At 49.6% G+C, this 22449-nt stretch carries 19 protein-coding genes; 17 read left to right on the forward strand and 2 right to left on the reverse strand.

Annotated features, from left to right (window positions below; all coding sequences use genetic code 11):
• Positions 1-23: 23 nt before the first annotated feature.
• Positions 24-749, forward strand: coding sequence for a glycerophosphodiester phosphodiesterase (locus QWY22_RS08610; protein ID WP_300984000.1), 726 nt, complete (start codon positions 24-26; stop codon positions 747-749).
• A 70-nt stretch (positions 750-819) separates the two neighbouring features.
• On the opposite strand, the gene QWY22_RS08615 is transcribed toward QWY22_RS08610, so the two are convergent.
• Positions 820-1053, reverse strand: a complete 234-nt coding sequence (locus QWY22_RS08615) for a DUF2627 domain-containing protein (protein ID WP_036809233.1) — start codon at positions 1051-1053, stop codon at positions 820-822.
• Between the two features lie 125 nt (positions 1054-1178).
• On the opposite strand from QWY22_RS08615, the gene QWY22_RS08620 reads away from it, so the two are divergent.
• From QWY22_RS08620 to QWY22_RS08680, 13 genes are all read left to right on the forward strand, one after another.
• Complete coding sequence (locus QWY22_RS08620) at positions 1179-3224, forward strand: sigma-54 interaction domain-containing protein (RefSeq protein ID WP_300984001.1); 2046 nt, start codon at positions 1179-1181, stop codon at positions 3222-3224.
• 133 nt (positions 3225-3357) lie between these two features.
• A complete protein-coding gene (gene yqiS / locus QWY22_RS08625) occupies positions 3358-4266 on the forward strand; it encodes a phosphate butyryltransferase (protein ID WP_300984002.1) in 909 nt (302 codons plus the stop codon).
• A 24-nt stretch (positions 4267-4290) separates the two neighbouring features.
• Positions 4291-5385, forward strand: a complete 1095-nt coding sequence (locus QWY22_RS08630; RefSeq protein WP_300984004.1) for a Leu/Phe/Val dehydrogenase — start codon at positions 4291-4293, stop codon at positions 5383-5385.
• Positions 5386-5981: 596 nt separating this feature from the next.
• Positions 5982-7070, forward strand: coding sequence for a butyrate kinase (gene buk, locus QWY22_RS08635; protein ID WP_300984005.1), 1089 nt, complete (start codon positions 5982-5984; stop codon positions 7068-7070).
• A gap of 21 nt (positions 7071-7091) precedes the next feature.
• Positions 7092-8519, forward strand: a complete 1428-nt coding sequence (lpdA, locus tag QWY22_RS08640) for a dihydrolipoyl dehydrogenase (protein ID WP_300984006.1) — start codon at positions 7092-7094, stop codon at positions 8517-8519.
• A gap of 13 nt (positions 8520-8532) precedes the next feature.
• Positions 8533-9534, forward strand: a complete 1002-nt coding sequence (locus QWY22_RS08645; protein ID WP_300984007.1) for a thiamine pyrophosphate-dependent dehydrogenase E1 component subunit alpha — start codon at positions 8533-8535, stop codon at positions 9532-9534.
• Positions 9534-10517, forward strand: a complete 984-nt coding sequence (locus QWY22_RS08650; protein WP_036809219.1) for an alpha-ketoacid dehydrogenase subunit beta — start codon at positions 9534-9536, stop codon at positions 10515-10517. The genes QWY22_RS08645 and QWY22_RS08650 overlap by 1 nt, the downstream gene beginning before the upstream one ends.
• Positions 10518-11012: 495 nt before the next feature.
• The gene (locus QWY22_RS08655) at positions 11013-12362 is read left to right on the forward strand and encodes a dihydrolipoamide acetyltransferase family protein (RefSeq protein WP_300984008.1); all 1350 of its coding nucleotides are present in this window, start codon (positions 11013-11015) and stop codon (positions 12360-12362) included.
• A 99-nt stretch (positions 12363-12461) separates the two neighbouring features.
• Positions 12462-14156, forward strand: coding sequence for a methylmalonyl-CoA mutase family protein (locus QWY22_RS08660; RefSeq protein ID WP_300984009.1), 1695 nt, complete (start codon positions 12462-12464; stop codon positions 14154-14156).
• Between the two features lies 1 nt (position 14157).
• Positions 14158-16305 (forward strand): methylmalonyl-CoA mutase, encoded by a 2148-nt coding sequence (gene scpA / locus QWY22_RS08665; RefSeq protein ID WP_300984010.1) that lies wholly within the window; start codon positions 14158-14160, stop codon positions 16303-16305.
• Entirely contained in the window at positions 16305-17372 is a 1068-nt protein-coding gene (gene meaB, locus QWY22_RS08670) for a methylmalonyl Co-A mutase-associated GTPase MeaB (protein WP_300984012.1), read from the forward strand. Before scpA ends, meaB begins: the two co-directional genes overlap by 1 nt.
• 65 nt (positions 17373-17437) lie before the next feature.
• Positions 17438-17878 (forward strand): BrxA/BrxB family bacilliredoxin, encoded by a 441-nt coding sequence (locus QWY22_RS08675; protein WP_036809211.1) that lies wholly within the window; start codon positions 17438-17440, stop codon positions 17876-17878.
• Positions 17879-17933: 55 nt separating this feature from the next.
• Positions 17934-18920, forward strand: a complete 987-nt coding sequence (locus QWY22_RS08680; protein ID WP_300984014.1) for an aromatic acid exporter family protein — start codon at positions 17934-17936, stop codon at positions 18918-18920.
• Positions 18921-18956: 36 nt separating this feature from the next.
• Here QWY22_RS08680 and prli42 read toward each other — a convergent pair whose 3' ends face one another.
• Complete coding sequence (prli42, locus tag QWY22_RS08685) at positions 18957-19052, reverse strand: stressosome-associated protein Prli42 (RefSeq protein WP_300984015.1); 96 nt, start codon at positions 19050-19052, stop codon at positions 18957-18959.
• A 170-nt stretch (positions 19053-19222) separates the two neighbouring features.
• On the opposite strand from prli42, the gene mce reads away from it, so the two are divergent.
• From mce to QWY22_RS08700, 3 genes are all read left to right on the forward strand, one after another.
• Entirely contained in the window at positions 19223-19621 is a 399-nt protein-coding gene (gene mce, locus QWY22_RS08690; RefSeq protein ID WP_300984016.1) for a methylmalonyl-CoA epimerase, read from the forward strand.
• Between the two features lie 15 nt (positions 19622-19636).
• Positions 19637-21178 (forward strand): acyl-CoA carboxylase subunit beta, encoded by a 1542-nt coding sequence (locus QWY22_RS08695; protein ID WP_300984017.1) that lies wholly within the window; start codon positions 19637-19639, stop codon positions 21176-21178.
• A gap of 94 nt (positions 21179-21272) precedes the next feature.
• A complete protein-coding gene (locus QWY22_RS08700; RefSeq protein ID WP_300984019.1) occupies positions 21273-22388 on the forward strand; it encodes a M20/M25/M40 family metallo-hydrolase in 1116 nt (371 codons plus the stop codon).
• Positions 22389-22449 lie beyond the last annotated feature (61 nt).

Raw genomic sequence — 22449 nt, forward strand, 5'->3', positions numbered from 1 at the left:
TTTACTGAAAGAAGCTGATAGAGGTGTCCGAAGTAAAAGTATATGCCCATCGCGGAGCTTCCAAGCATGCGCTGGAAAACACGTGGGATGCGTTTCAGAAAGCTTGCGAGCTTCAGGTTGGCATTGAACTGGACGTACAGATTACCAAAGACGGAGTAGTAGTCGTGTTCCACGATGACAATTTAAAGCGCCTTGGCGGCGAAAAACGCAAAATCGAAGAAATTGATTACCAGCACTTAAAAGAAATAAAGATTGGGAAACGATGGAAGCGCCGTTTTTCAGATCTGGAAATTCCGCTTGCTTATGAAGTGTTCCAATGGGCAAAGGAAAAGAATATTCCATTGAATGTGGAAATGAAAAATTCATTTTCGGCCCATCCGAATGGACCGAAAATATTGGCAGCGATGCTCGATGGGCTGGACAATTTTCATGTCTCTTCGTTTAATCCGCAGCTCCTGAAGGAAATGAAGCAATTGATGCCGACAAAAGAAATGGCGTTGATCTTGAAGAAAAGCATGCCTTTAGAAACCCTTCGGCGTATGGATTGGGTAGACAGCATCCATCTCCACAGGAAACTGTACTCGTTGTCTTTTTTGGAAGCTCTCCATGAAATGAAAAAAACCATCCGGGTCTACGGCATCATCGGCTCCGAAGCCGCGATGAAAAAAATCGCGCCAGAGCTAAAAGGAATCATTACGGACCATCCGGAACGGATCACAAAAAAATTGCGTCTAGCCTATAACAGGTAGACGCAATTTTTTGTGATCGTTTATTGTAGTGAATTTCAGATTGTATCTGCCGATATTCCAATAACAGCTGTTACTTCTGGAATCTCTTGGCGACGGTCCCTTTTTTGCGGTCCCGGTTCAACAGGAAGCCTGCAAAAAATCCGATGCCAAGCACCACGAAAATTGTTCCTAATGTAAATTGCATCCACAACGCAGGGTAAGGTTCCAATAGTTTATTGAATAAGGTATCGCGCATCAGTTTTATGCCGTATGCAGCCATAATACCAGGAATCAGCAAAATGATAAATGCGATTAAACGTCCCATGTTTCCACTCCTTCTCTTCTATTGTTTCTAATTCCGTTTTAGTTGTCAAGAAACACATCCTCAGGTACGCTAAAGACAGGTACTGCAAAGAATTGCACAGTAAAATCAGAAAGGTATGAAGGCCATTGCAAAATGTATTGATCATAGGCGGAGGAGCAGGAGGGTCTGCCATTCTCCAAATGCTGCTGGAATCAGACTATATGCGGGTATGCGGCATTGCGGACATTCATCTGGCGGCGCCGGCCGTACAAAAAGCCAAACAATGGGGTATTCCCGTTTCAACCGATTACCGGGATTTTAATAAAGACGATGTGCATATGGTGTTCAATGTGACAGGGAGCGATGAAGTACAGCAGCAATTGCCGCTTCATTTTCCGAAGTCCACCGTTATTATACCGGGGGGCATCGCCAATGTTCTGGTCCGCTTGATCACCGAGAAAGAGCATTTCATTTCGCTATTGAGCGAGGAAAGCCATAAGCAAAACATCATCTTCAACTCGATTGAAGAAGGCATGGTCGGCATTGACCGGAACGGCCATATCAATTTCTTGAACAAAAGCGCTTCCCGCATGCTCGAAGTCAAAGCGGAGCTTGCCATCGGGCGGCCGATCCATGAATTCATCACGGCCAGCGAACTGCCGCACACTTATGAAAGCGGGCGTACGGAACTGAACCGGGAGCTGGTTTTGCCAAACGGCGCTAAAATTGTTTCCTCCCGTTTTCCGATGGTCGATGAACACGGCGAAACGATTGGTGCGTTTGCTGTCTTTAAAGATATTTCAGAAGTGGTGTCGCTGGCAGAACAGATTACGGATTTGAAAGAAGTCCAGACGATGCTGCAAGCCATCATCCAATCGAGCGATGATGCTATATCGGTCGTCGATGAAAACGGCAACGGCTTGTTGGTGAATCCGGCCTATACCCGCATCACCGGCCTTCAAATGGAAGAAGTCATCGGCCAGCCGGCGTCTGCGGATATATCCGAAGGAGAAAGCATGCATTTAAAAGCGCTCCAAACGCGAAAGCCTTATCGGGGCGTCAATTTAAAGGTTGGCCCGGCAAACCGGGAAGTGATCGTCAATGTTGCGCCGATTATCGTAGACGATAAATTGAAAGGCAGTGTCGGGGTCATCCACGATACAACCGAAATCCGCTCGCTGATGAAAGAATTGGACCGGGCAAGAAGCATTATCCGGACGCTTGAATCGAAGTATACGTTCGACGACATCGTCGGATTGAGCCCGGAAATGCAATTGAGCCTCCAGCAAGCTAAACTGGCTGCGCAGACGCTTGTAACGGTGTTATTGCGCGGCGAATCCGGGACGGGCAAAGAATTGTTCGCCCATGCCATCCACAGTGCGAGCGAGCGGAAATACAATAAATTCGTCCGGGTGAATTGTGCCGCATTGACAGAGGAATTATTGGACAGCGAATTGTTCGGCTATGAAGAAGGCGCGCTGCCCGGCATAAAAAGCGGCGAAAAAAGAGGCTTGTTCGAAGAAGCCAATAACGGCAGTATTTTCCTGGATGAAATCGGAGAATTGTCGCCGGCGATCCAAAGCAAGTTGCTGCGTGTACTGCAAGAACACGAAACGCTCCGGATTGGCAGTACGACGCCGATTCCAGTAAATGTGCGCGTTATTGCTTCCACCAATGCCAATATGGAAAAAGCTTTGCTGGAAGGCACTTTCCGCGAAGATCTGTATTACCGGCTAAACCGGATGCCGATTTTGATTCCGCCGCTGCGGAAACGGAAGCAGGACATTCCGAGAATCGCGGACCGGCTTTTGCTCAAGTTGAATCAGGAGTATGGACGCAACGTGGAGACAGTCACGGACAAAGCGCTGCAATTGCTGCGCCTCTACGATTGGCCGGGCAATGTAAGGGAACTCGAAAACGTCTTGAGCCGGGCGATGATTTTCATGCAGATGAACGATAAGGTCTTGACTGAAGAGCATATTCCCTTAAACATGATCAAGTCTCCGGAAGCGAAGCACGAAGTGACCTTCGAGTCATCAGTGCCGCTGCAGGAACAGCTTGATACGATTGAAAGAGGAATTCTTCAACATGCCTTAAAGCAGTTTAATGGCAACAAATCCAAAACTGCCAAGCAACTCGAGATATCATTGCGAACCCTGTATTACAAACTCGAGAAATACGGTCTGTCTTAAGCCATTTGCAAATTCTTGCAGGGTTTTGCAAGAATTTGCAAGGTTTTTTAGTTAATAATGGCAATAAAGCGCTTACAACCCTTATATTCCGTGCTTTTTTCTGTTTTAATTAGAAAGGAATGAGGTGTTGAAAGTGGTTACATTAACTCAATTAATGGATGAAATTTCTGTGGAAGCAGAACATACCGTAGCAGTCGCCGCAGCAGCAGACTTTGAAGTGCTTAAAGCTGTCAGTGTGGCAGTGGAACGGAAATTTGCGGATTTCCGGCTGTATGATGATGAAGCCAAATTGAAGAAAATGATCCATACCGACTTTCCCCATCTGATTGATCATCCGAAAATTAAGGTCTATCACGCTGCAGGGGCTGACCAGGCAGCTGAACAAGCGGTTAAATCGGTGTACATAAACGATTCAAACGTGCTGATGAAAGGCCAGATCCCAACCGCCATTCTGATGAAGGCGGTGTTAAACCGGGATTTCGGCTTGAGGACAGGAAATATCTTGTCACATGTGGCTGCTTTTGAAATTCCCGGTTATGACCGCTTGCTGTTTATCACCGATGCCGGAATGAATATCAATCCGGATCTGCAGCGAAAAGCTCAAATCATACAAAACGCCGTTCAGGTTGCACAATCCGTCGGCGTCACCAAGCCGATTGTAGCGCCGCTTGCTGCGATAGAAGTCATCAATTCGGCAATGCCTGCTACACTTGATGCAGCGGCACTGGCTGCAATGAACAGGCGTGGCCAAATAACCGATTGCGTCGTCGATGGGCCGCTTGCCCTCGACAATGCCATTTCGATCAATGCGGCAAAACATAAAGGGATTTCCGGCGATACCGCCGGAAATGCAGATATCCTGCTTGTCCCGAATATCGAGTCCGGCAATATCCTATACAAATCATTGGTGTATTTTTCAAAAGCGAAAGTCGGCGGGCTGATTGCGGGGGCCAAAGCGCCCATTGTCTTAACTTCACGCGCCGACAGTGCCGAAAGCAAACTGTATTCGCTTGCATTGGCACTTCGCTCGTCCAACATTTAACGAACATACTAGGAGGAACTAACAATGGCTATTTTTGACAAAATGGAACAACACGATTATGAGCAATTGGTTTTCTGCCAAGACAAAACTTCAGGACTTAAAGCAATTATCTGCATCCACGATACAACTCTTGGGCCAGCACTAGGCGGCACGCGCATGTGGAACTATGCAACAGAAGAAGAAGCGATTGAAGATGCGATCCGTTTGGGGCGCGGCATGACTTACAAAAATGCGGCAGCCGGCTTAAACCTTGGCGGCGGCAAAACCGTTATCATCGGAGATCCGTTGAAAGACAAAAACGAAGAGATGTTCCGCGCTTTCGGCCGCTTTGTCCAAGGCTTGAACGGCCGTTACATCACAGCTGAAGACGTAGGCACTACAGTTGCTGACATGGACTTGATCCGTGAAGAAACTGATTTTGTCACTGGCGTTTCGCCGGCATTCGGTTCTTCAGGAAATCCATCTCCGGTAACAGCTTACGGCGTCTATAAAGGAATGAAAGCTGGCGCTTTGGAAGCATTCGGCGACGATTCACTTGAAGGCAAAACAGTAACAGTTCAAGGCGTCGGGAACGTAGCTTACACACTTTGCAAACACCTTCACGAAGAAGGCGCAAAATTAATCGTATCAGACATTAACGAAGAAGCTGTCCAGCGCGCAGTAAATGATTTCGGTGCTGTAGCTGTAGCACCAAATGATATCTACTCACAAGAAGCTGACATTTTTGCACCATGCGCAATGGGCGCCATTATCAACGACGACACAATTCCTCAACTAAAAGTGAAATTGGTAGCTGGTTCTGCCAACAACCAGTTGAAAGAAGAACGCCACGGCGACGAATTGGAAGCACGCGGCATCGTCTACACACCTGACTTCGTCATCAACTCAGGCGGCGTAATTAACGTGGCTGACGAATTATACGGATACAACGAAGAACGTGCATTGAAACGCGTCGGCACAATCTACGACAGCATTTCAAAAATCTTTGAAATCTCAAAACGCGACGGAATCCCAAGCTACAAAGCAGCAGACCGTTTGGCTGAAGAACGCATCGAACGCGTTGCCAAATCAAGAAGCTCATTCCTGCGCAACGAACACAACATCATCAGCAGAAGATAGTCTAGAAAAGCGGAGTCGCCTGTCCAGTCCCGACAGGCGCTGGAGGGCTTGAAGGGAATGGCGTACCTTTGCCATTGCCGGCAAGACCGAAGCGACCCGAGGGACTAGGCGACGGAGCTGGACAACACGAAAAGCGGAAGCGCCTGTTCAGCTCCGACAGGCTTAAGGCAGAACACACAGGAAATCCTGATTTCCGTAGTGGGCTGACTTAAGTCCCCGAGGAGCTAGGCGCTGCAGCTAGACAAGAAAAGCGGAAGCGCCTGTTCAACTCTGAAAGGCATAAGCCAGACCAGCGAAGTGGCGCTTTTTGCCACACAGCTGGGCTGGCTTATGACCCGAAGAGCTAGGCGCTGCAGCTAGACAAGAAAAGCGGAAAGAGCCGTTCAGCTTCGAAAGGCATAAGACAATTCGGCGAAGCGGCGCTCTTTGCCGCACAGCCGGAGTGGCTTATGACCCGAGAAGCTGGCTCTTGCAGCTGGACAAGAAAAGCGGAGTCGCCTCAAAAACAGGCATTCCGCTCAACATAAAAGAAAGCAGAAAGAGCCGGGAAACTGGCTTTTTCCGCTGAAAATGGAAAAAAGAACGGAGGGTTCGCTGTGCAAGAACAGCTGCATCGTATTTTGGTCATCAACCCGGGTTCCACATCGACTAAGATCGGCGTTTTTGACAACGAAATCCTGATCATGGAACGGACGATTCACCATTCGGCCGAGGCTTTGGCTGAATTTCCGACGATTCCTGACCAATACCGTTTTCGGACACAAACCATCCTGGAAACGCTGGATGAAGAAGGGATGAATGTTTCCAACCTTTCCGCAGTCTGCGGAAGAGGCGGATTGCTGCATCCCATCGAAGGCGGAACGTATAAAGTCAACAAAACCATGCTTAAAGATCTGCGTAAAGGGATATTGGGCCAGCACGCCTCCAATCTCGGCGGCATTATCGCCTATGAAATTGCGGAAGGATTGAATATCCCTTCGTTTATCGTAGATCCTGTCGTAGTAGATGAACTTGACCCGATTGCCCGGATTTCGGGTTTCTCATTAATCGAACGAAAATCAATCTTCCATGCGTTGAACCATAAAGCGGTAGCCCGGCGATATGCCAAAGAAAAAGGACGGGCCTATAAAGATATGCGGCTGATTGTTGCCCATATGGGCGGCGGCATCACGGTCGGCGTTCACCTGAACGGGCGGGTCGTAGAAGTGAACAATGGACTTCATGGAGATGGCCCATTCAGCCCCGAACGGGCTGGAACAGTCCCGGCCGGCGATTTGGTGGAGCTGTGCTATTCAGGCAAGTACAGCCGGCAGGAAATCATGAAAATGCTCATCCGGCAAGGCGGCCTCGCGGGTTATTTGGGCACTACCGATACCGTGAAAGTGGAAAAACGCATTCAAAAAGGTGATGGACCAGCCCAAAGCATCTATGAAGCGATGGTTTACCAGGTGGCACGGGAAATCGGATCGGCCAGTACGGTCTTAAGCGGCAAAATAGACGCCATCATTTTGACTGGCCGTTTGGCTTATGGCAAGGAATTTACTGCTTCGATTTCCGAACGCGTCAACTGGATTGCCGATGTGCTAGTCATGCCCGGCGAAAACGAGCTCCAGGCTTTGGCTGAAGGAGCCGTTCGGGTACTGAACAAAGAAGAAAAAGTGAAAACGTATACAGCAGGAAAATGATCAATAAGGAGGTCGTCTTTAATGGCACAAAATTATGATGTAGTCATCCTTGGCGGCGGAACCGGCGGCTATGTAGCGGCTATCCGTTCTGCCCAGCTCGGCTTGAAAACGGCAATCGTCGAAAAAGGAAATCTTGGCGGCACATGCCTCCATAAAGGATGCATTCCAAGCAAAGCGCTGCTGCGCAGCGCAGAAGTGTATTCAACGACGAAAAACCACGCAGCTGATTTCGGTGTGAATACCGGAGAAGTCTCCCTGGATTTTTCACGTGTACAGCAGCGTAAGCAAGGAATTGTGGACCAATTGCACGCAGGTGTCCAAGGTTTGATGAAAAAAGGCAAAATCGATGTTTACGAAGGAATCGGCCGCATTTTGGGGCCGTCCATCTTTTCGCCGAATGCCGGTACGGTTTCCGTGGAAATGGCAAATGGCGAAGAAAACGAAATGCTGATACCGCATAACGTCATCATTGCGACAGGTTCGCGCCCCCGCACACTGCCTGGCTTGACGATTGACGGCCAGTTTGTCATGAGTTCTGACGAAGCGCTTCAAATGGAAGAACTTCCGAAGTCGATTTTGATTGTCGGCGGCGGCGTTATTGGCATCGAATGGGCTTCCATGCTCAACGATTTTGGCGTTGATGTAACGGTCATCGAATACGCAGACCGCATCATTCCAACAGAAGACAAAGACATTTCCAAAGAAATGCAGAAATTGTTAACGAAAAAAGGCATCAAATTTGCGACGAGCGCCAAAGTTTTGGCGGATACTCTTCAAACCGGCGATAACGGCGTAACCATTCAAGCGGAGCTGAAAGCCGGCAACGAAACTTTCAGTGCTGAAAAAATGCTGGTATCGGTCGGGCGCCAGGCAAATGTTGAAAACATCGGCTTGGAAAACACCGACATCATTGTTGAAAAAGGCTTTATTCAAGTAAAAGACACGTTCCAGACGAAAGAATCCCATATTTATGCCATCGGCGATGTCATCGGCGGATTGCAATTGGCGCACGTTGCGTCGCATGAAGGAATTACGGCAGTCGAGCATATTAAAGGCAATAAGCCGCATGCCATCAATTACGATTTGGTTTCGCGCTGCATTTATTCAAGCCCGGAAGCGTCAAGCGTCGGCATTACGGAGCAGCAGGCAAAAGACAAAGGCTTTGATGTCAAAGTAGGCAAGTTCTCGTTCAAAGCGATCGGCAAAGCGCTTGTATACGGAGAATCTGACGGTTTTGTCAAAATCATCGCAGATAAAGCGACAAACGATATTCTCGGGGTCCATATGATTGGGCCGCATGTGACGGATATGATTTCAGAAGCAGGCCTTGCCATGGTTCTGGATGCGACGCCTTGGGAAATCGCCGATACGATCCATCCGCATCCGACACTTTCCGAAGTGATGGGCGAAGCGGCTCTGGCTGTAGACGGCAAAGCGATTCATAGTTAAAGGAGGAATTTCAATGGTTACAAAACACGAAGAAGTTGGATTGACCAGCGAAGATTTGCTGAAAATTTACGAAACGATGCTGACGGCACGCCGCGTCGATGAGCGCATGTGGCTCCTCAACCGTGCAGGAAAAATCCCATTTGTTATTTCTTGCCAAGGGCAGGAAGCTGCACAAGTTGGCGCTGCTTATGCACTGGACAACACAAAAGATTATGTCGCTCCTTATTACCGCGACCTTGGCGTAGTCCTTCATTTCGGCATGACGCCAAAAGATTTGATGCTGTCGGCGTTTGCCAAAGCTGAAGATCCAAACTCAGGCGGCCGCCAAATGCCAGGGCATTTCGGCCAGAAGAAAAACCGCATTTTGACGGGTTCTTCGCCGGTTACAACACAGCTGCCTCACGCAGTCGGTGTGGCTCTTGCTGGGAAAATGAAGAAACAGGATTTCATTACATTCAACACATTGGGTGAAGGTTCATCCAACCAAGGCGATTTCCATGAAGGCTTGAACTTTGCAGGCGTACATAAATTGCCGGTCATCACAATGGTTGAAAACAACAAATACGCAATTTCCGTTCCATTTGACCGCCAAGTGGCGAGCAAAAACGTTTCGGACCGGGCCATCGGATACGGTATGCCAGGGGTGACGATTGATGGGAACGATCCGATTGAAGTCTACAAACACGTAAAAGAAGCAGCTGACCGCGCACGCCGCGGCGAAGGGCCGAGCCTGATTGAGACGGTTTCCGAACGGATGACCGCCCACTCATCAGACGATGACCACCGCCAGTACCGTTCGGCTGATGAATTAGCAGCGCAAAAAGAAAAAGACCCGATCTTGACTTTCGGCGCTTACTTGAAAGAACACAACATCATGGATGATCAGCTTGAAAAAGAAATTAATGACCGCATCATGGCGATTGTCAATGAAGCGACCGACTATGCGGAAAATGCAGCATATGCCGAACCGGAACATGCCTTAAAATACGTCTACGCTGAAGGAGGAAACGAATAATGGCAGTTATGAACTATATTGACGCCATCACGCTTGCCATGAAAGAAGAGATGGAACGTGACGAAAACGTTTTTGTTCTTGGAGAAGACGTTGGTAAAAAAGGCGGCGTATTTAAAGCGACACAAGGGTTGTACGACCAATTCGGAGAAGACCGCGTAGTGGATACGCCGCTTGCTGAATCTGCAATTGCGGGCGTCGGCATCGGTGCAGCCATGTACGGTTTGCGCCCGATTGCGGAATTCCAGTTTGCGGACTTTATCATGCCTGCCGTTAACCAGATCATTTCGGAAGCTTCGCGCATCCGTTACCGTTCAAACAACGACTGGTCCTGTCCGATCGTTTTCCGTGCACCATTCGGGGGCGGCGTCCACGGTGCGTTATACCATTCCCAATCAGTGGAAGCGGTATTCGCCAACCAGCCTGGGCTTAAAATCGTTATTCCATCCACTCCTTACGACGCAAAAGGTCTTTTAAAAGCGGCTATCCGCGACGAAGATCCGGTCATGTTTTTCGAACATAAACGCGCTTACCGCCTGATCAAAGGCGAAGTGCCGGAAGAAGATTACACCATCGAAATCGGCAAAGCGGACGTCAAACGCGAAGGCGACGACATTACCGTCATCACGTACGGACTGGCTGTGCATTTCGCCCTTCAAGCGGCAGAACGCCTTGCTGAAGACGGCATTTCAGCGCACGTTCTGGATCTTCGCACAATTTATCCATTGGATAAAGAAGCGATCATCGAAGCGGCCAAGAAAACGGGCAAAGTCCTTCTGGTGACAGAAGACAACAAAGAAGGAAGCATCATCGGCGAAGTGGCAGCGATCATCGCTGAAAACTGCCTGTTCGACCTGGACGCCCCGATCCGCCGTTTGGCTGGACCGGACGTTCCGGCAATGGCTTACGCTCCGACCATGGAAAAATACTTCATGATCAACCCGGACAAAGTAGAAAAAGCAATGCGGGAACTAGCGGAGTTTTAAGATAGAAAAGCGAAAAGAGCTGTTCAGCTTCGAAAGGCATAAGACGATCCGGCGAAGCGGCGTTCTTTGCCGCACAGTCGGAGTGGCTTATGTCCCGAGAAGCTGGCTCTTGCAGCTAGACAAGAAAAGCGGAAGCGCCTGTTCAGCTCCGACAAGCGCTGGAAGGCTGGGCAGTGATGGCGATTTTTGCCATCGCCGACCAGTCTGAAGCGTCTCGAGGAGCTAGGCGCTACAGCTAGACAAGAAAAGCGGAGTCGCCTGTCCAGTCCCGACAGGCAAGTCATGTTCCAAATGGAATTTGGGACGTGACTTTGCGACGAAGCACGAAGTGCTGCAGGAGCATATGTTTTCAGGTAGAACACTACGGAAATCCTGATTTCCGTAGTGGGCTGACTTAAGACCCCGAGGGACTAGGCGACGGAGCTAGACAACAAGAAAACCGGAAGCGCCACAGACGCTCCAAAGTACGATAAAAGCAGTTAAGGAGGAATCCCTTTGGCTATTGAAAATATAAAAATGCCTCAGCTAGGCGAAAGTGTGACGGAAGGAACGATTGAAAAATGGCTCGTTCAACCCGGTGACCACGTCAATAAGTACGATCCTTTGGCGGAAGTCAACACCGATAAAGTAACAGCAGAAGTGCCATCTTCCTTTACCGGTACGATTAAAGAATTAATCGCTGCAGAAGGCGAAACACTGGCGGTAGGCGAAATCGTCTGCACCATCGAAACCGAAGGTGGCGACTCAGCTCCGGCAGCAGAAGCTGAAGCACAGCCTGCCAATGTCGGCAAAGAAAACGTCATGCCGGCAGATGACACAAAACCGACTTCCGGCTTGAACGGAACGAAAGGCTCTTCCCAACCGGCACGCCCGGAAGGATCGAAAGCCCGCTATTCACCTGCTGTTTTGCGCCTCGCACAAGACAACGATATTGATCTTGCACAAGTGCAGGGCACGGGCAATGAGGGGCGCATCACGCGCAAAGATTTGCTGGCCTTGATCGAAAGCGGCAATATCCCGAAAGCGGGAGATGCACCGGCAGCGAAGCAAGAAGCGCCGGCAGCACAACCAGAAACGCCTAAAGCGCAGCCAGCGGCGACAGCAGCTCCTGCTGCCAAATCTGCGCCAATCGAAAGCGCCCCTGGCGATATCGAAATTCCGGTTACCGGTGTTCGCCGTGCAATCGCAGCCAATATGCTGAAGAGCAAGCACGAAGCCCCGCATGCTTGGATGATGATTGAAGTGGACGTAACGGATTTGGTTTCTTACCGGGATTCCATCAAAGGTGAATTTAAGAAAAAAGAAGGGTTCAACATTACGTATTTCGCGTTCTTCGTGAAAGCCGTGTCCCAAGCTTTGAAAGAATTCCCGATGATGAACTCGATGTGGGCTGGAGATAAAATCATTCAGAAAAAAGACATCAACATTTCGATTGCTGTTGCTTCGGACAATGCATTATTCGTACCGGTCATCAGAAATTCGGATGAAAAGTCGGTTAAAGGAATCGGCCGCGACATCAATGAGTTGGCATTAAAAGCGCGCAACGGAAAATTGGGTTCTGCAGACATGCAAGGCGGAACGTTCACGGTCAACAATACCGGATCGTTCGGCTCTATCCAGTCGATGGGGATCATCAACCATCCGCAAGCGGCAATCCTGCAAGTCGAGTCGATCGTGAAGCGCCCGGTCATTATGGCTAACGGCATGATGGCTGCACGCGATATGGTCAACTTGTGCTTATCGCTTGACCACCGCGTACTTGATGGACTTGTTTGCGGACAATTCCTCGGCCGTGTCAAAGAAATCCTTGAAAATATGAACAAAGAAAATACGTCCGTTTATTGATGGAAAGCTGGGAGTCTGCGGACTTCCAGCTTTTTTCTCTTTAATGTGAGCGTTTACTCAGGTAAAATGGGAAGAGATATCCTTTAAGGAGGGAACAGCTTGACAATCGAATCGATGAAAAAGACTCAATTTTCGGAACGTACATACGAAGAATGGCGGGAAGCTGCTGAAAAAGCGCTGAAAGGAAAGCCGTTCGAAAAAACTTTAAAAACACCCACTATTGAAGGAATCACACTCGAGCCGCTTTACACAAAAGAAATGCTGGAACGCCTCGACACCTTTGTTTTTGACCAAACGAAAGCTGTGCAAAACGGCAAAAGGCTCCCAGGCTGGTTTGTGGCCCAGGAAACCCATGCAGAAACTGTCAGCGATTACTTGTTAGCGATCAAAGATGATCTGAAGCGCGGCAATGAAATGATTGTCTATCTCAGCTATCAAAATTTGGAGTGGAACGATGCCGAACTGAAGGAACTGGCAGAACTGATCATCCATTACCCGATTTATTTCCGTTTGGGATCTGACGACAACGGCATTCTCCGTGTCTTTGATTTTGTTGCGGAAGAACAACTCGGGCATGTGCAAGGTGTTATTTTTTCCGAAACAGCAGTGGCAGCTCCGGAAAAAGTCCGCACTCAGTTGATCGATACAGTCCCTGTACATAACGCAGGTGGAACAATTGTCCACGAACTGGGCGTTGCGCTTAGCATTCTGGCTGAGAAGATGGACCGCGGCAATTTCGCTGCCCAGGCAAACGATTTATGGGTGCGTTTTGCAGTAGATACGCAATTCTTCCAGGAAGTCGCCAAACTGCGTGCTTTCCGTGTTCTTTGGAACGCGTTCTGCTCAGCTTACGGAGAAGAAGCGCCAGCCATTCCGGTTTTCACTGAAACGTCTGTGCGTTCTTACTCGAAACTGGATCCTTACGTGAATTTGCTGCGTGCCGGTAATGCCACATTTTCAGCGGTCCTTGGCGGCACAAATGCGCATACGGTTCATCCGCATGACTTCTTGACAGTGCCCGATGCGCAAAGCCGCCGAATCGCCCGCAACGTGCAATTGGTCATCAAAGAAGAAACCCACGTATCGCATGTATTGGATGCGGCGGCCGGATCTTACTTTATCGAAACCTTGACAAAAGAATTTGTCGATGCGGCATGGAGCTATTTCCTGGAGATTGAAGCAGCCGGCGGCTATTCCGAAGTCATCAAGTCGGGCTGGCTGACAGATGACATTCAGTCAAAATGGGTGGAGCGCAAAGAAAAAGTCGCCACCCGCGAAAATTCCTTGATTGGCACCAATATCTACGCGAATCCGCAGGAACCGGTCAAAGAAGGCCAAGTTGCCGAAAGCCATTTGGTTTATATGTCTGCTAAACGCCTGTCTTCGCCGTTTGAAAAACTGCGCTTACAAAGCAAAGAAAGACTTTTGAAAGCGGCTGTTTTGCATGTGGCACCATTAAAAGCAGTCAAAGCCCAATCGGATTTTGTCCATGGATTTTTAGCTGTAGGCGGCATTGAACCTATCCTTAGCCCGGAACTTCAAAGTGCTGAAGAAGTCAACCGCTTCCTGTCAGAGAACGCCATCGACTACGCTGTCCTATGCGGGCCAAAAGAAGTGCTGGAAGAAATCATTCCGGCACTTAGTACAGCGGCCTCTATTGACGTTGCAGGCAAATACGGAAAAGATGATTTAAACCGCTGGGAAGAATTCGGCGTAACGGATGCCATTTTCTCCGGCAAGCACGTCACCTCGAAGCTGGAACAAATTCTTAGTCTTGGAAAGGAGGCCATCTGATATGGGAAGACCGGATTTCAGTAAAGTGGATTTACAGAAACTAACAATCAATCAAGACATGGCTATCCACGAGGAGGTTTTTGAAACGAATGAAGGCATACCGGTTAAGCCGGCTTATTCGCAAGAGGACATCGCAGATTTGCAGGAAAGCCATCCTGGATTTGCTCCGAACGTCCGCGGGCCTTATCCGACGATGTATGTATCGCGCCCATGGACCGTCCGCCAATATGCCGGATTCTCGACAGCAGAAGAAAGCAACGCATTTTACCGCCGGAACTTGGCAATGGGCCAAAAAGGGCTTTCGGTCGCTTTTGACCTTGCTACGCACCGCGGCTATGATTCCGATCATCCACGCGTGGTGGGCGATGTCGGAAAAGCGGGCGTTGCCATCGACAGCGTCGAAGACATGAAAATCCTGTTTGACGGCATTCCTCTCGACCAGATGTCGGTGTCGATGACGATGAACGGGGCAGTCGTGCCGATTATGGCGTTCTTCATTGTTGCTGCTGAAGAGCAAGGCGTTGGTCCGGAGCAGCTGGCCGGAACGATCCAGAACGATATTCTAAAGGAATACATGGTGCGCAATACGTATATTTATCCGCCGGCGATGTCAATGCAGATCATCGCGGATATTTTCAAGTACACATCCACCAAAATGCCGAAATTCAACTCGATTTCCATTTCGGGCTATCATATCCAGGAAGCGGGAGCGACAGCGGATATTGAACTGGCCTATACGCTGGCCGACGGGCTTGAATATGTCCGCACCGGGCTTGCGGCAGGCATCGATATTGATTCGTTCGCGCCGCGCTTGTCATTTTTCTGGGGCATCGGCATGAACTACTTTATGGAAATCGCCAAAATGCGCGCAGGACGCGAAATTTGGGCGAAAATGATGAAATCGTTCGATCCGAAAAACAGCAAGTCTCTTGCGCTTCGTACGCATTCGCAGACGTCCGGCTGGAGTTTGACGGAACAAGATCCGTTCAACAATGTGACCCGTACATTGATCGAGGCAAATGCAGCGGCAATGGGCCATACGCAGTCGCTCCACACGAACGCTCTGGATGAAGCCATTGCTCTCCCGACGGACTTCTCTGCCCGCATTGCCCGCAATACGCAGTTGTTCCTGCAGGAAGAAACGATGATGACCAAAGTGATCGACCCTTGGGGCGGGTCGTACTATGTTGAAAAACTGACGCAGGAATTGATGGAAAAAGCATGGCAGCTGATTGAGGAAGTTGAAGAACTTGGCGGCATGGCCAAAGCGATTGAAACCGGCCTTCCGAAAATGCGCATCGAAGAAGCAGCAGCGAAAAAACAAGCGCAAATCGATTCTAATGAAGAAGTGATCATCGGCGTCAACCGTTACCGCTTGGACGAAGAAGACCCAATCGACATTTTGAATATCGACAATACGATTGTGCGAAAAACGCAAATCGAACGCATTGAACGCATGAAAGCTTCCCGCGACAACGACAAAGTCCGAGAAGCATTAACCAGATTGACAGCGGCTGCACAAAGCGGCGACGAAAACATTTTGGCATGCGCCGTTGATGCTGCGCGACTGCGTGCCACTCTTGGCGAAATTTCCGATGCCATTGAAGCGGCATCCGGAAGACATAAGGCGGTGATCCGTTCCGTGAGCGGTGTATACAGTTCCAACTTCTCAAACCAGCAGGAAATTGAAGTCGTCAAAGAGATGACCGAAGACTTTATTGAAAATGAAGGGCGGCGTCCACGTATTCTGATTGCGAAAATGGGGCAGGATGGCCATGACCGCGGTGCGAAAGTCATTGCCACTGCGTTCGCTGACCTTGGCTTTGATGTGGATATCGGCCCGTTGTTCCAGACGCCGGCTGAAACGGCGCAGCAGGCGGTCGAGAATGACGTGCATGTGATTGGCGTCAGTTCACTGGCAGCAGGCCATATGACGCTTGTGCCGGACTTATGGGCTGAACTGAAGAAAATCGGCCGCGAAGATATCTTGATCGTCGTCGGCGGAGTTATTCCGGCGCAGGATTACGAGTTCTTGCGCAATAACGGAGCGAGCGCCATCTTCGGGCCAGGAACCGTCATCCCGGTGGCCGCGCAAAAAGTGATCGAGGAAATCTACGCGCGCCTGGGTTACGAGGAAGTGGCCGACTGATGAACCGCGAAACGGAGACTCGCCGGGTAATGGAAGGGGTCAAAGCCGCCCATGACGGGATGAAGGCCTCGCCGCGGAAACGATTCAAAAAACCGCAGGAACATTCTTTCGACTACGACAACATGGCCGAAGGGGTCCGGAGCGGTTCACGCCTGCACTTAGGAAAAGCGATCACGCTTCTTGAAAGCTCAAATCCGGAGCATAAACAGCACGGCCAGGAACTGTTGAACCGCTTGCTGCCCCATACCGGAAACTCGATTCGGATCGGCATCACGGGCGTACCAGGCGCCGGCAAAAGCACTTTTATCGAGACGTTCGGCGAGATGCTGACGGCGCTCGGGCACCGTGTGGCGGTCCTAGCCATCGATCCGAGTTCTTCAATCACCGGAGGCAGCATTCTGGGCGACAAAACGCGCATGGAAAACCTGGCGCGCAACCCGAAAGCGTTTATCCGTCCGTCGCCGACGGCAGGTACGCTCGGCGGCGTCCATAAAAAGACCCGGGAAACGATGCTGCTGTGCGAAGCGGCCGGCTACGATGTGATCTTGGTTGAAACGGTGGGCGTCGGACAAAGCGAAACGCTGGTCCGCGGCATGGTCGACATCTTTATGCTGCTGGTGCTTACCGGCGCCGGGGATGAACTGCAAGGCATGAAAAAAGGGATCTTGGAGCTGGCAGACGCCATCATTGTCCACAAAGCGGACAGCCACAATGCCGAACTTGCCAAAAAGACGGTGCGTGAATACAAACAGATTCTGCATTTTCTGCAGCGGGCAACTGAAGGATGGAAAACACAGGCTTTGCCCGCTTCTTCTCTTGAAGGAACCGGCATTTCAGAAATCTGGGACATGGTCAAGGAATTCGAGAACACGGTTAAAAGCAGCGGCTATTGGAAAACGCGCCGGCAAAACCAGACGAAAGACTGGTTTAATGCCATGATCACCGACGAATTGTTGAGCCGTTTCTACGGCGACGCCGAGCGCCGAAAACAAGTGGGCACACTCGAGCAAAAAGTGCTTCAAGACCAATTGACTGTGGCCCAGGCCATCGCGGAATTGTTCGAGTAAGCTTTTTTGCATGTCTTTTCAACTCCTGCTATGATTAATGAAGGAAATGATAAGGAGTGATAGAAATGGCAATGGATTTTAATTTTCTTATGAATGATATTACGAAGCAGGCCCGCCAGGAAATGGTGGACGCTGGCTATACAGAACTGACAACACCGGAAGAAGTGAAGGACGTTTTCGCTCAGCCGGGCACAAGCCTCGTCATGATCAACTCGGTATGCGGATGCGCAGGCGGCATCGCCCGTCCGGCAGCTGTACATTCCGTGCATTACGACAAACGCCCTGACCGCCTGTTGACGGTATTTGCAGGACAGGACAAAGAAGCGACGGCACAGGCACGCGCAATCTTCGGCGAAGACCATCTTCCGTCTTCTCCATCGTTCGTTCTTTTGAAAGATGGTAAAGTGGCTGATGAAATCGGACGCCATGAAATTGAAGGCCATGATCCGATGTCCGTTATCACGCACATCCAAGAGCTGTTTGAAGAGCATTGCAAAGAAATCTAAAAAAAATGCCCCTCAAAAAGGGGCGTTTTTTTATGCGGGCGAAAAGGGGCAAAACATGAAACTGAAACGATTTTCCATTGGCTATCGGACAATGAAAACCGCTGCAGGTGTGGCGATTGCGATTTCCCTGGCGCAATTTTTCAACTTGGATTATTATGTCTCCGCCGGGATTTTGACGATTTTGTGCATTCAGCCGACAAAAAAGAAATCCATCCGCGCAGCATTTTCGCGCTTTGTGGCAAGCTTGATCGGCATCGCGTTTGCATTCGTCTTTCTCGAAAATATTGCCTATCACCCGCTCATGATCGGGCTGATGATTTTGCTGTTTATCCCGGTGCTCGTTTCCTTGAAGTTTTCAGACGGGTTTGTTTCGAGTTCCGTCATTTTGCTGCATATTTACGATTCCAAAAACCTGACGCTGGATTTGTTCCTGAATGAACTGTCTTTAATGGCTGTCGGCTTCGGGACAGCGCTGGCGGTCAATATGTACATGCCGAGCATTGAAGGGAAACTTAACAATTACCGCTCTGACATCGAATCGCTTTATTCTTCCATTTTCCAGGAAATCTCGATTTTCCTGCGGCAAGGCGATTCGGACTGGGATGGGAAAGAATTGACCCAGAGCACGGAACTGCTGAAAAAAGCGAAAGCACTTGCTTATCAGGATGTTGAAAACCATGTGACCCGTCTCGAGAATAAGTATTACCATTATTTCGATATGCGTGAACAGCAGCTTGAAATCATTGAGCGCATTCTGCCAAAAATCACGGCGCTGCCGGTCATTATCGGGCATTCGCATTTAGTGGCTGATTTTCTGGAAGACTTGGCGAGCCACGTCCATTCCGGCAATACCGCTTACCGTTACATCAGCAAATTGCAAGCCGTCAAAGATGAATTTGCCGGTATGCCGCTGCCTGACAGCCACGAAAAATTCCTGGCGATGGCGGCACTTTACCAAGTGATTGAAGAAATGGACACCTATTTGGAAATCAAATCGTCCTACAAAGGCTTTACCAACAAAAAGACAGCTGAAATCGGATGATTTCAGCTGTCTTTTTATTTATTCGATTATTGCTTGTTAGATGACAAAGCTTAGTCCCATCATCAATGTGGACAACAGCATGATGCCAATCATCGCATAGACGACAAACTTACGGAATGCAGGGTTGTTCATGAACGTAATGCTCCTTTGTTCTCCAATATTGGCTTTTAAGAAATAATACCATAAATCGAGGCGGATTTGTAGCGGCAGGTTCTGCCGTTTTCCAAATATTCAAGTAGCCCCTTTAGTTTTAGCAACGGAATGGGTACAATAATAGAGAAGATAAAAAAGGAAGTGAGAAAATGAAAAAAGTCGACCATATTGGAATTGCAGTACGCAGCATTGATGAAGTCCTTACATACTATACAGAAACACTGGGCTGTCCTTTGTTGAAAATTGAAGAAGTGGCATCCCAAAAGGTGAAAGTGGCTTTTATTGATGCCGGCAATATCAAGCTCGAATTGCTGGAACCGCTAGACGATACGGGCGCCGTTGCCAAGTTTATCGAAAAACGGGGAGAAGGCATCCATCACATCGCTTTTGGAGTGGAAAACATCGAACAGCGCATGGCAGACTTGCGCGACAAAGGCGTCCAGCTTTTGAGCGAGCATGCAGGTCCAGGAGCAGGCGGGGCAATGGTTGCCTTTTTGCATCCGAAGTCATCAAACGGAGTATTATACGAACTTTGTGAAAAGCAATGATTGAGGAGTGGAGAAATGGACATTTACGAAAGAATCAATGAGTTGTATGACCGCAAACGCGAAATTGAGCTTGGCGGCGGCGAAGAGCGCATCAACAAGCAGCATGAAAAAGGGAAATTGACTGCACGTGAACGCATCGAACTGTTGGTGGACGAAGGGTCATTTGTCGAATTGAGCCCGTTCGTGGAACACCGGACAACCGATTTCGGGATGGGCCCGGGGCCTGGCGAAGGCGTTGTAACCGGTTACGGCAAAGTGGACGGCCGCGCAATTTATTTGTTCTCGCAGGACTTCACGGTGTTTGGCGGCGCACTTGGTGAAATGCATGCCCAGAAAATCGCCAATGTCATGGATCTGGCAGCGAAAAACGGTGCACCGTTCATCGGCTTGAACGATTCCGGCGGCGCGCGCATCCAGGAAGGCGTTTTATCGCTTGATGGCTACGGCCATATTTTTTACCGGAATTCCATTTATTCTGGAGTTATTCCACAGATTTCGGTCATCATGGGACCTTCAGCTGGAGGCGCGGTGTATTCGCCGGCCATCACGGATTTTGTCTTCATGGTCGACAAAACGAGCCAGATGTTTATTACAGGGCCGAAAGTCATCGAAACGGTGACAGGTGAAAAAATTTCATCTGAAGATTTAGGTGGATCGAAAGTACATACAGCAATTAGCGGAAACGCTCATTTTCGTTCGGATTCCGAACAGGACGTATTGCAGATGGTGCGCCGCTTGATCAGCTACCTTCCGCAAAATAACCAAGAAATGCCGCCGCGGCTTGAAGTGGATAACGAAGATGATTACCGCCCGGATCTTGCCGATATCGTACCTTATGAAGCGATCCGGCCGTATGATGTCCGCAAAGTCGTGGAGCAAGTGGTGGATGCCGATAGTTTCATGGAAGTCCAGCCGGAATTTGCCCGCAATATCGTGGTCGGCCTGGCCCGCATTAAAGGCGAAACGGTTGGCTTGGTGTGCAACCAGCCGAAAGTGATGGCCGGCGGGCTTGATATCGATTCATCGGACAAAGCGGCCCGTTTTATCCGCTTCTGTGATTCGTTCAATATTCCGTTGATCACGTTTGAAGATGTGACCGGGTTCTTTCCGGGCATCAAGCAGGAGCACGGCGGCATCATTCGCCACGGCGCGAAAATCCTTTACGCTTATTCAGAAGCGACCGTGCCGAAAATGACGGTCATTCTGCGAAAAGCATACGGCGGCGCTTATGTCGCCCTTAACTCAAAATCGATCGGTGCCGACCTGGTGTACTCATGGCCGAATGCGGAGATTGCGGTAATGGGGCCACAAGGCGCAGCAAACATCATTTTCGCCCGTGAAATTGCAGCGAGCGACAATCCGGAAGAAACGCGTGCAGCGAAAATCGAGGAATACCGCGAGAAATTCGCCAACCCTTACGTGGCCGCAGCGCGCGGCATGGTCGATGACGTCATCGACCCACGCGAAACACGCGTCAAATTGATTCAGGCGCTCGAAATGATGCGCAACAAGAAAGATACACGGCCAGCGAAAAAACACGGCAATATGCCATTATAAAGAACAACTTCAATCAGCGGGAGCTTCGTTTCCCGCTGATTGTTCATTGATTTAACCGGGCGCTCAAGCCCAAAAAAGAAAGAGGTCCTAACATATGAAAAAAGATCGACTGTTAAACGAATTCCTCGAATTGGTGCAAATCGATTCAGAAACGAAAAACGAAGCAGAAATTGCCGGAGTGCTGAAAGAAAAGCTTAGCGAACTCGGCTTTTACGTGCAAGAAGACGATTCTTCCACACGCACCGGACACGGCGCCAATAACTTGATTGCAACACTGCGCGGAGCGGCAACTGCCGTACCGCCTATTTATTTCACCGTCCATATGGATACGGTGGTTCCGGGCAAAGGCGTAAAACCGGAAATTCGGGACGGTTACGTCTATTCAGACGGCACCACGATTCTTGGTGCCGATGACAAAGCCGGCATCGCTGCTTTGTTTGAAATGATCCGCAGCATCCAGGAACAGCAAATCGAACACGGCGATATCCAATTTGTCATTACTGCCGGAGAAGAAAGCGGTTTGGTCGGAGCGAAAGAAATGGATGCCTCTTTGCTGTTTGCCAAATACGGCTACGCAGTAGACAGCGACGGCAAAGTGGGCGGCATTGTGACATCTGCGCCGTACCAGGCGAAACTGTGGACAACCATCTACGGCAGAACGGCCCATGCCGGTGTAGCGCCTGAAAAAGGTGTATCGGCGATCACCATCGCGGCGAAAGCGATCGCTAAAATGTCGCTTGGGCGCATTGACGAAGAAACAACTGCCAATATCGGCCGTTTCGAAGGCGGACAAGCGACAAACATCGTCTGTGACGAAGTGCACATCCTGTCGGAAGCGCGCTCCATCAAAGAAGACAAACTGGCGTCCCAGACGGCGCATATGGAATCGGTCTTTGAAGAAATAGCCGAGCGCATGGGAGGACATGCGGAAACAGAGGTCAAACTGATGTATCCGGGCTTCCACTTTGACGAAAATGAACGCGTCGTTGAAATCGCCAAAAAAGCGGCTGCCAATATCAATCGGCCGGCGCCGATTCTGATGAGCGGCGGCGGCAGCGATGCCAATATTTTCAACGGCCACGGCATACCAACAGTTAACTTATGTGTCGGCTATGAGGAAATCCATACGAAAAAAGAGCGCATGCCAATCGAAGAACTCGAAAAACTGGCGGAAATGCTGATTGAAATCGTTAAGGAATCAACAATTTAATGGAATGATTGGAAAACCGCAACTGCAGCCGGGAAGCCGGCAGCAGCTGCGGTTTTTTGTA

The sequence above is a fragment of the Planococcus liqunii genome, from assembly GCF_030413595.1.
GTDB lineage: Bacteria > Bacillota > Bacilli > Bacillales_A > Planococcaceae > Planococcus > Planococcus liqunii.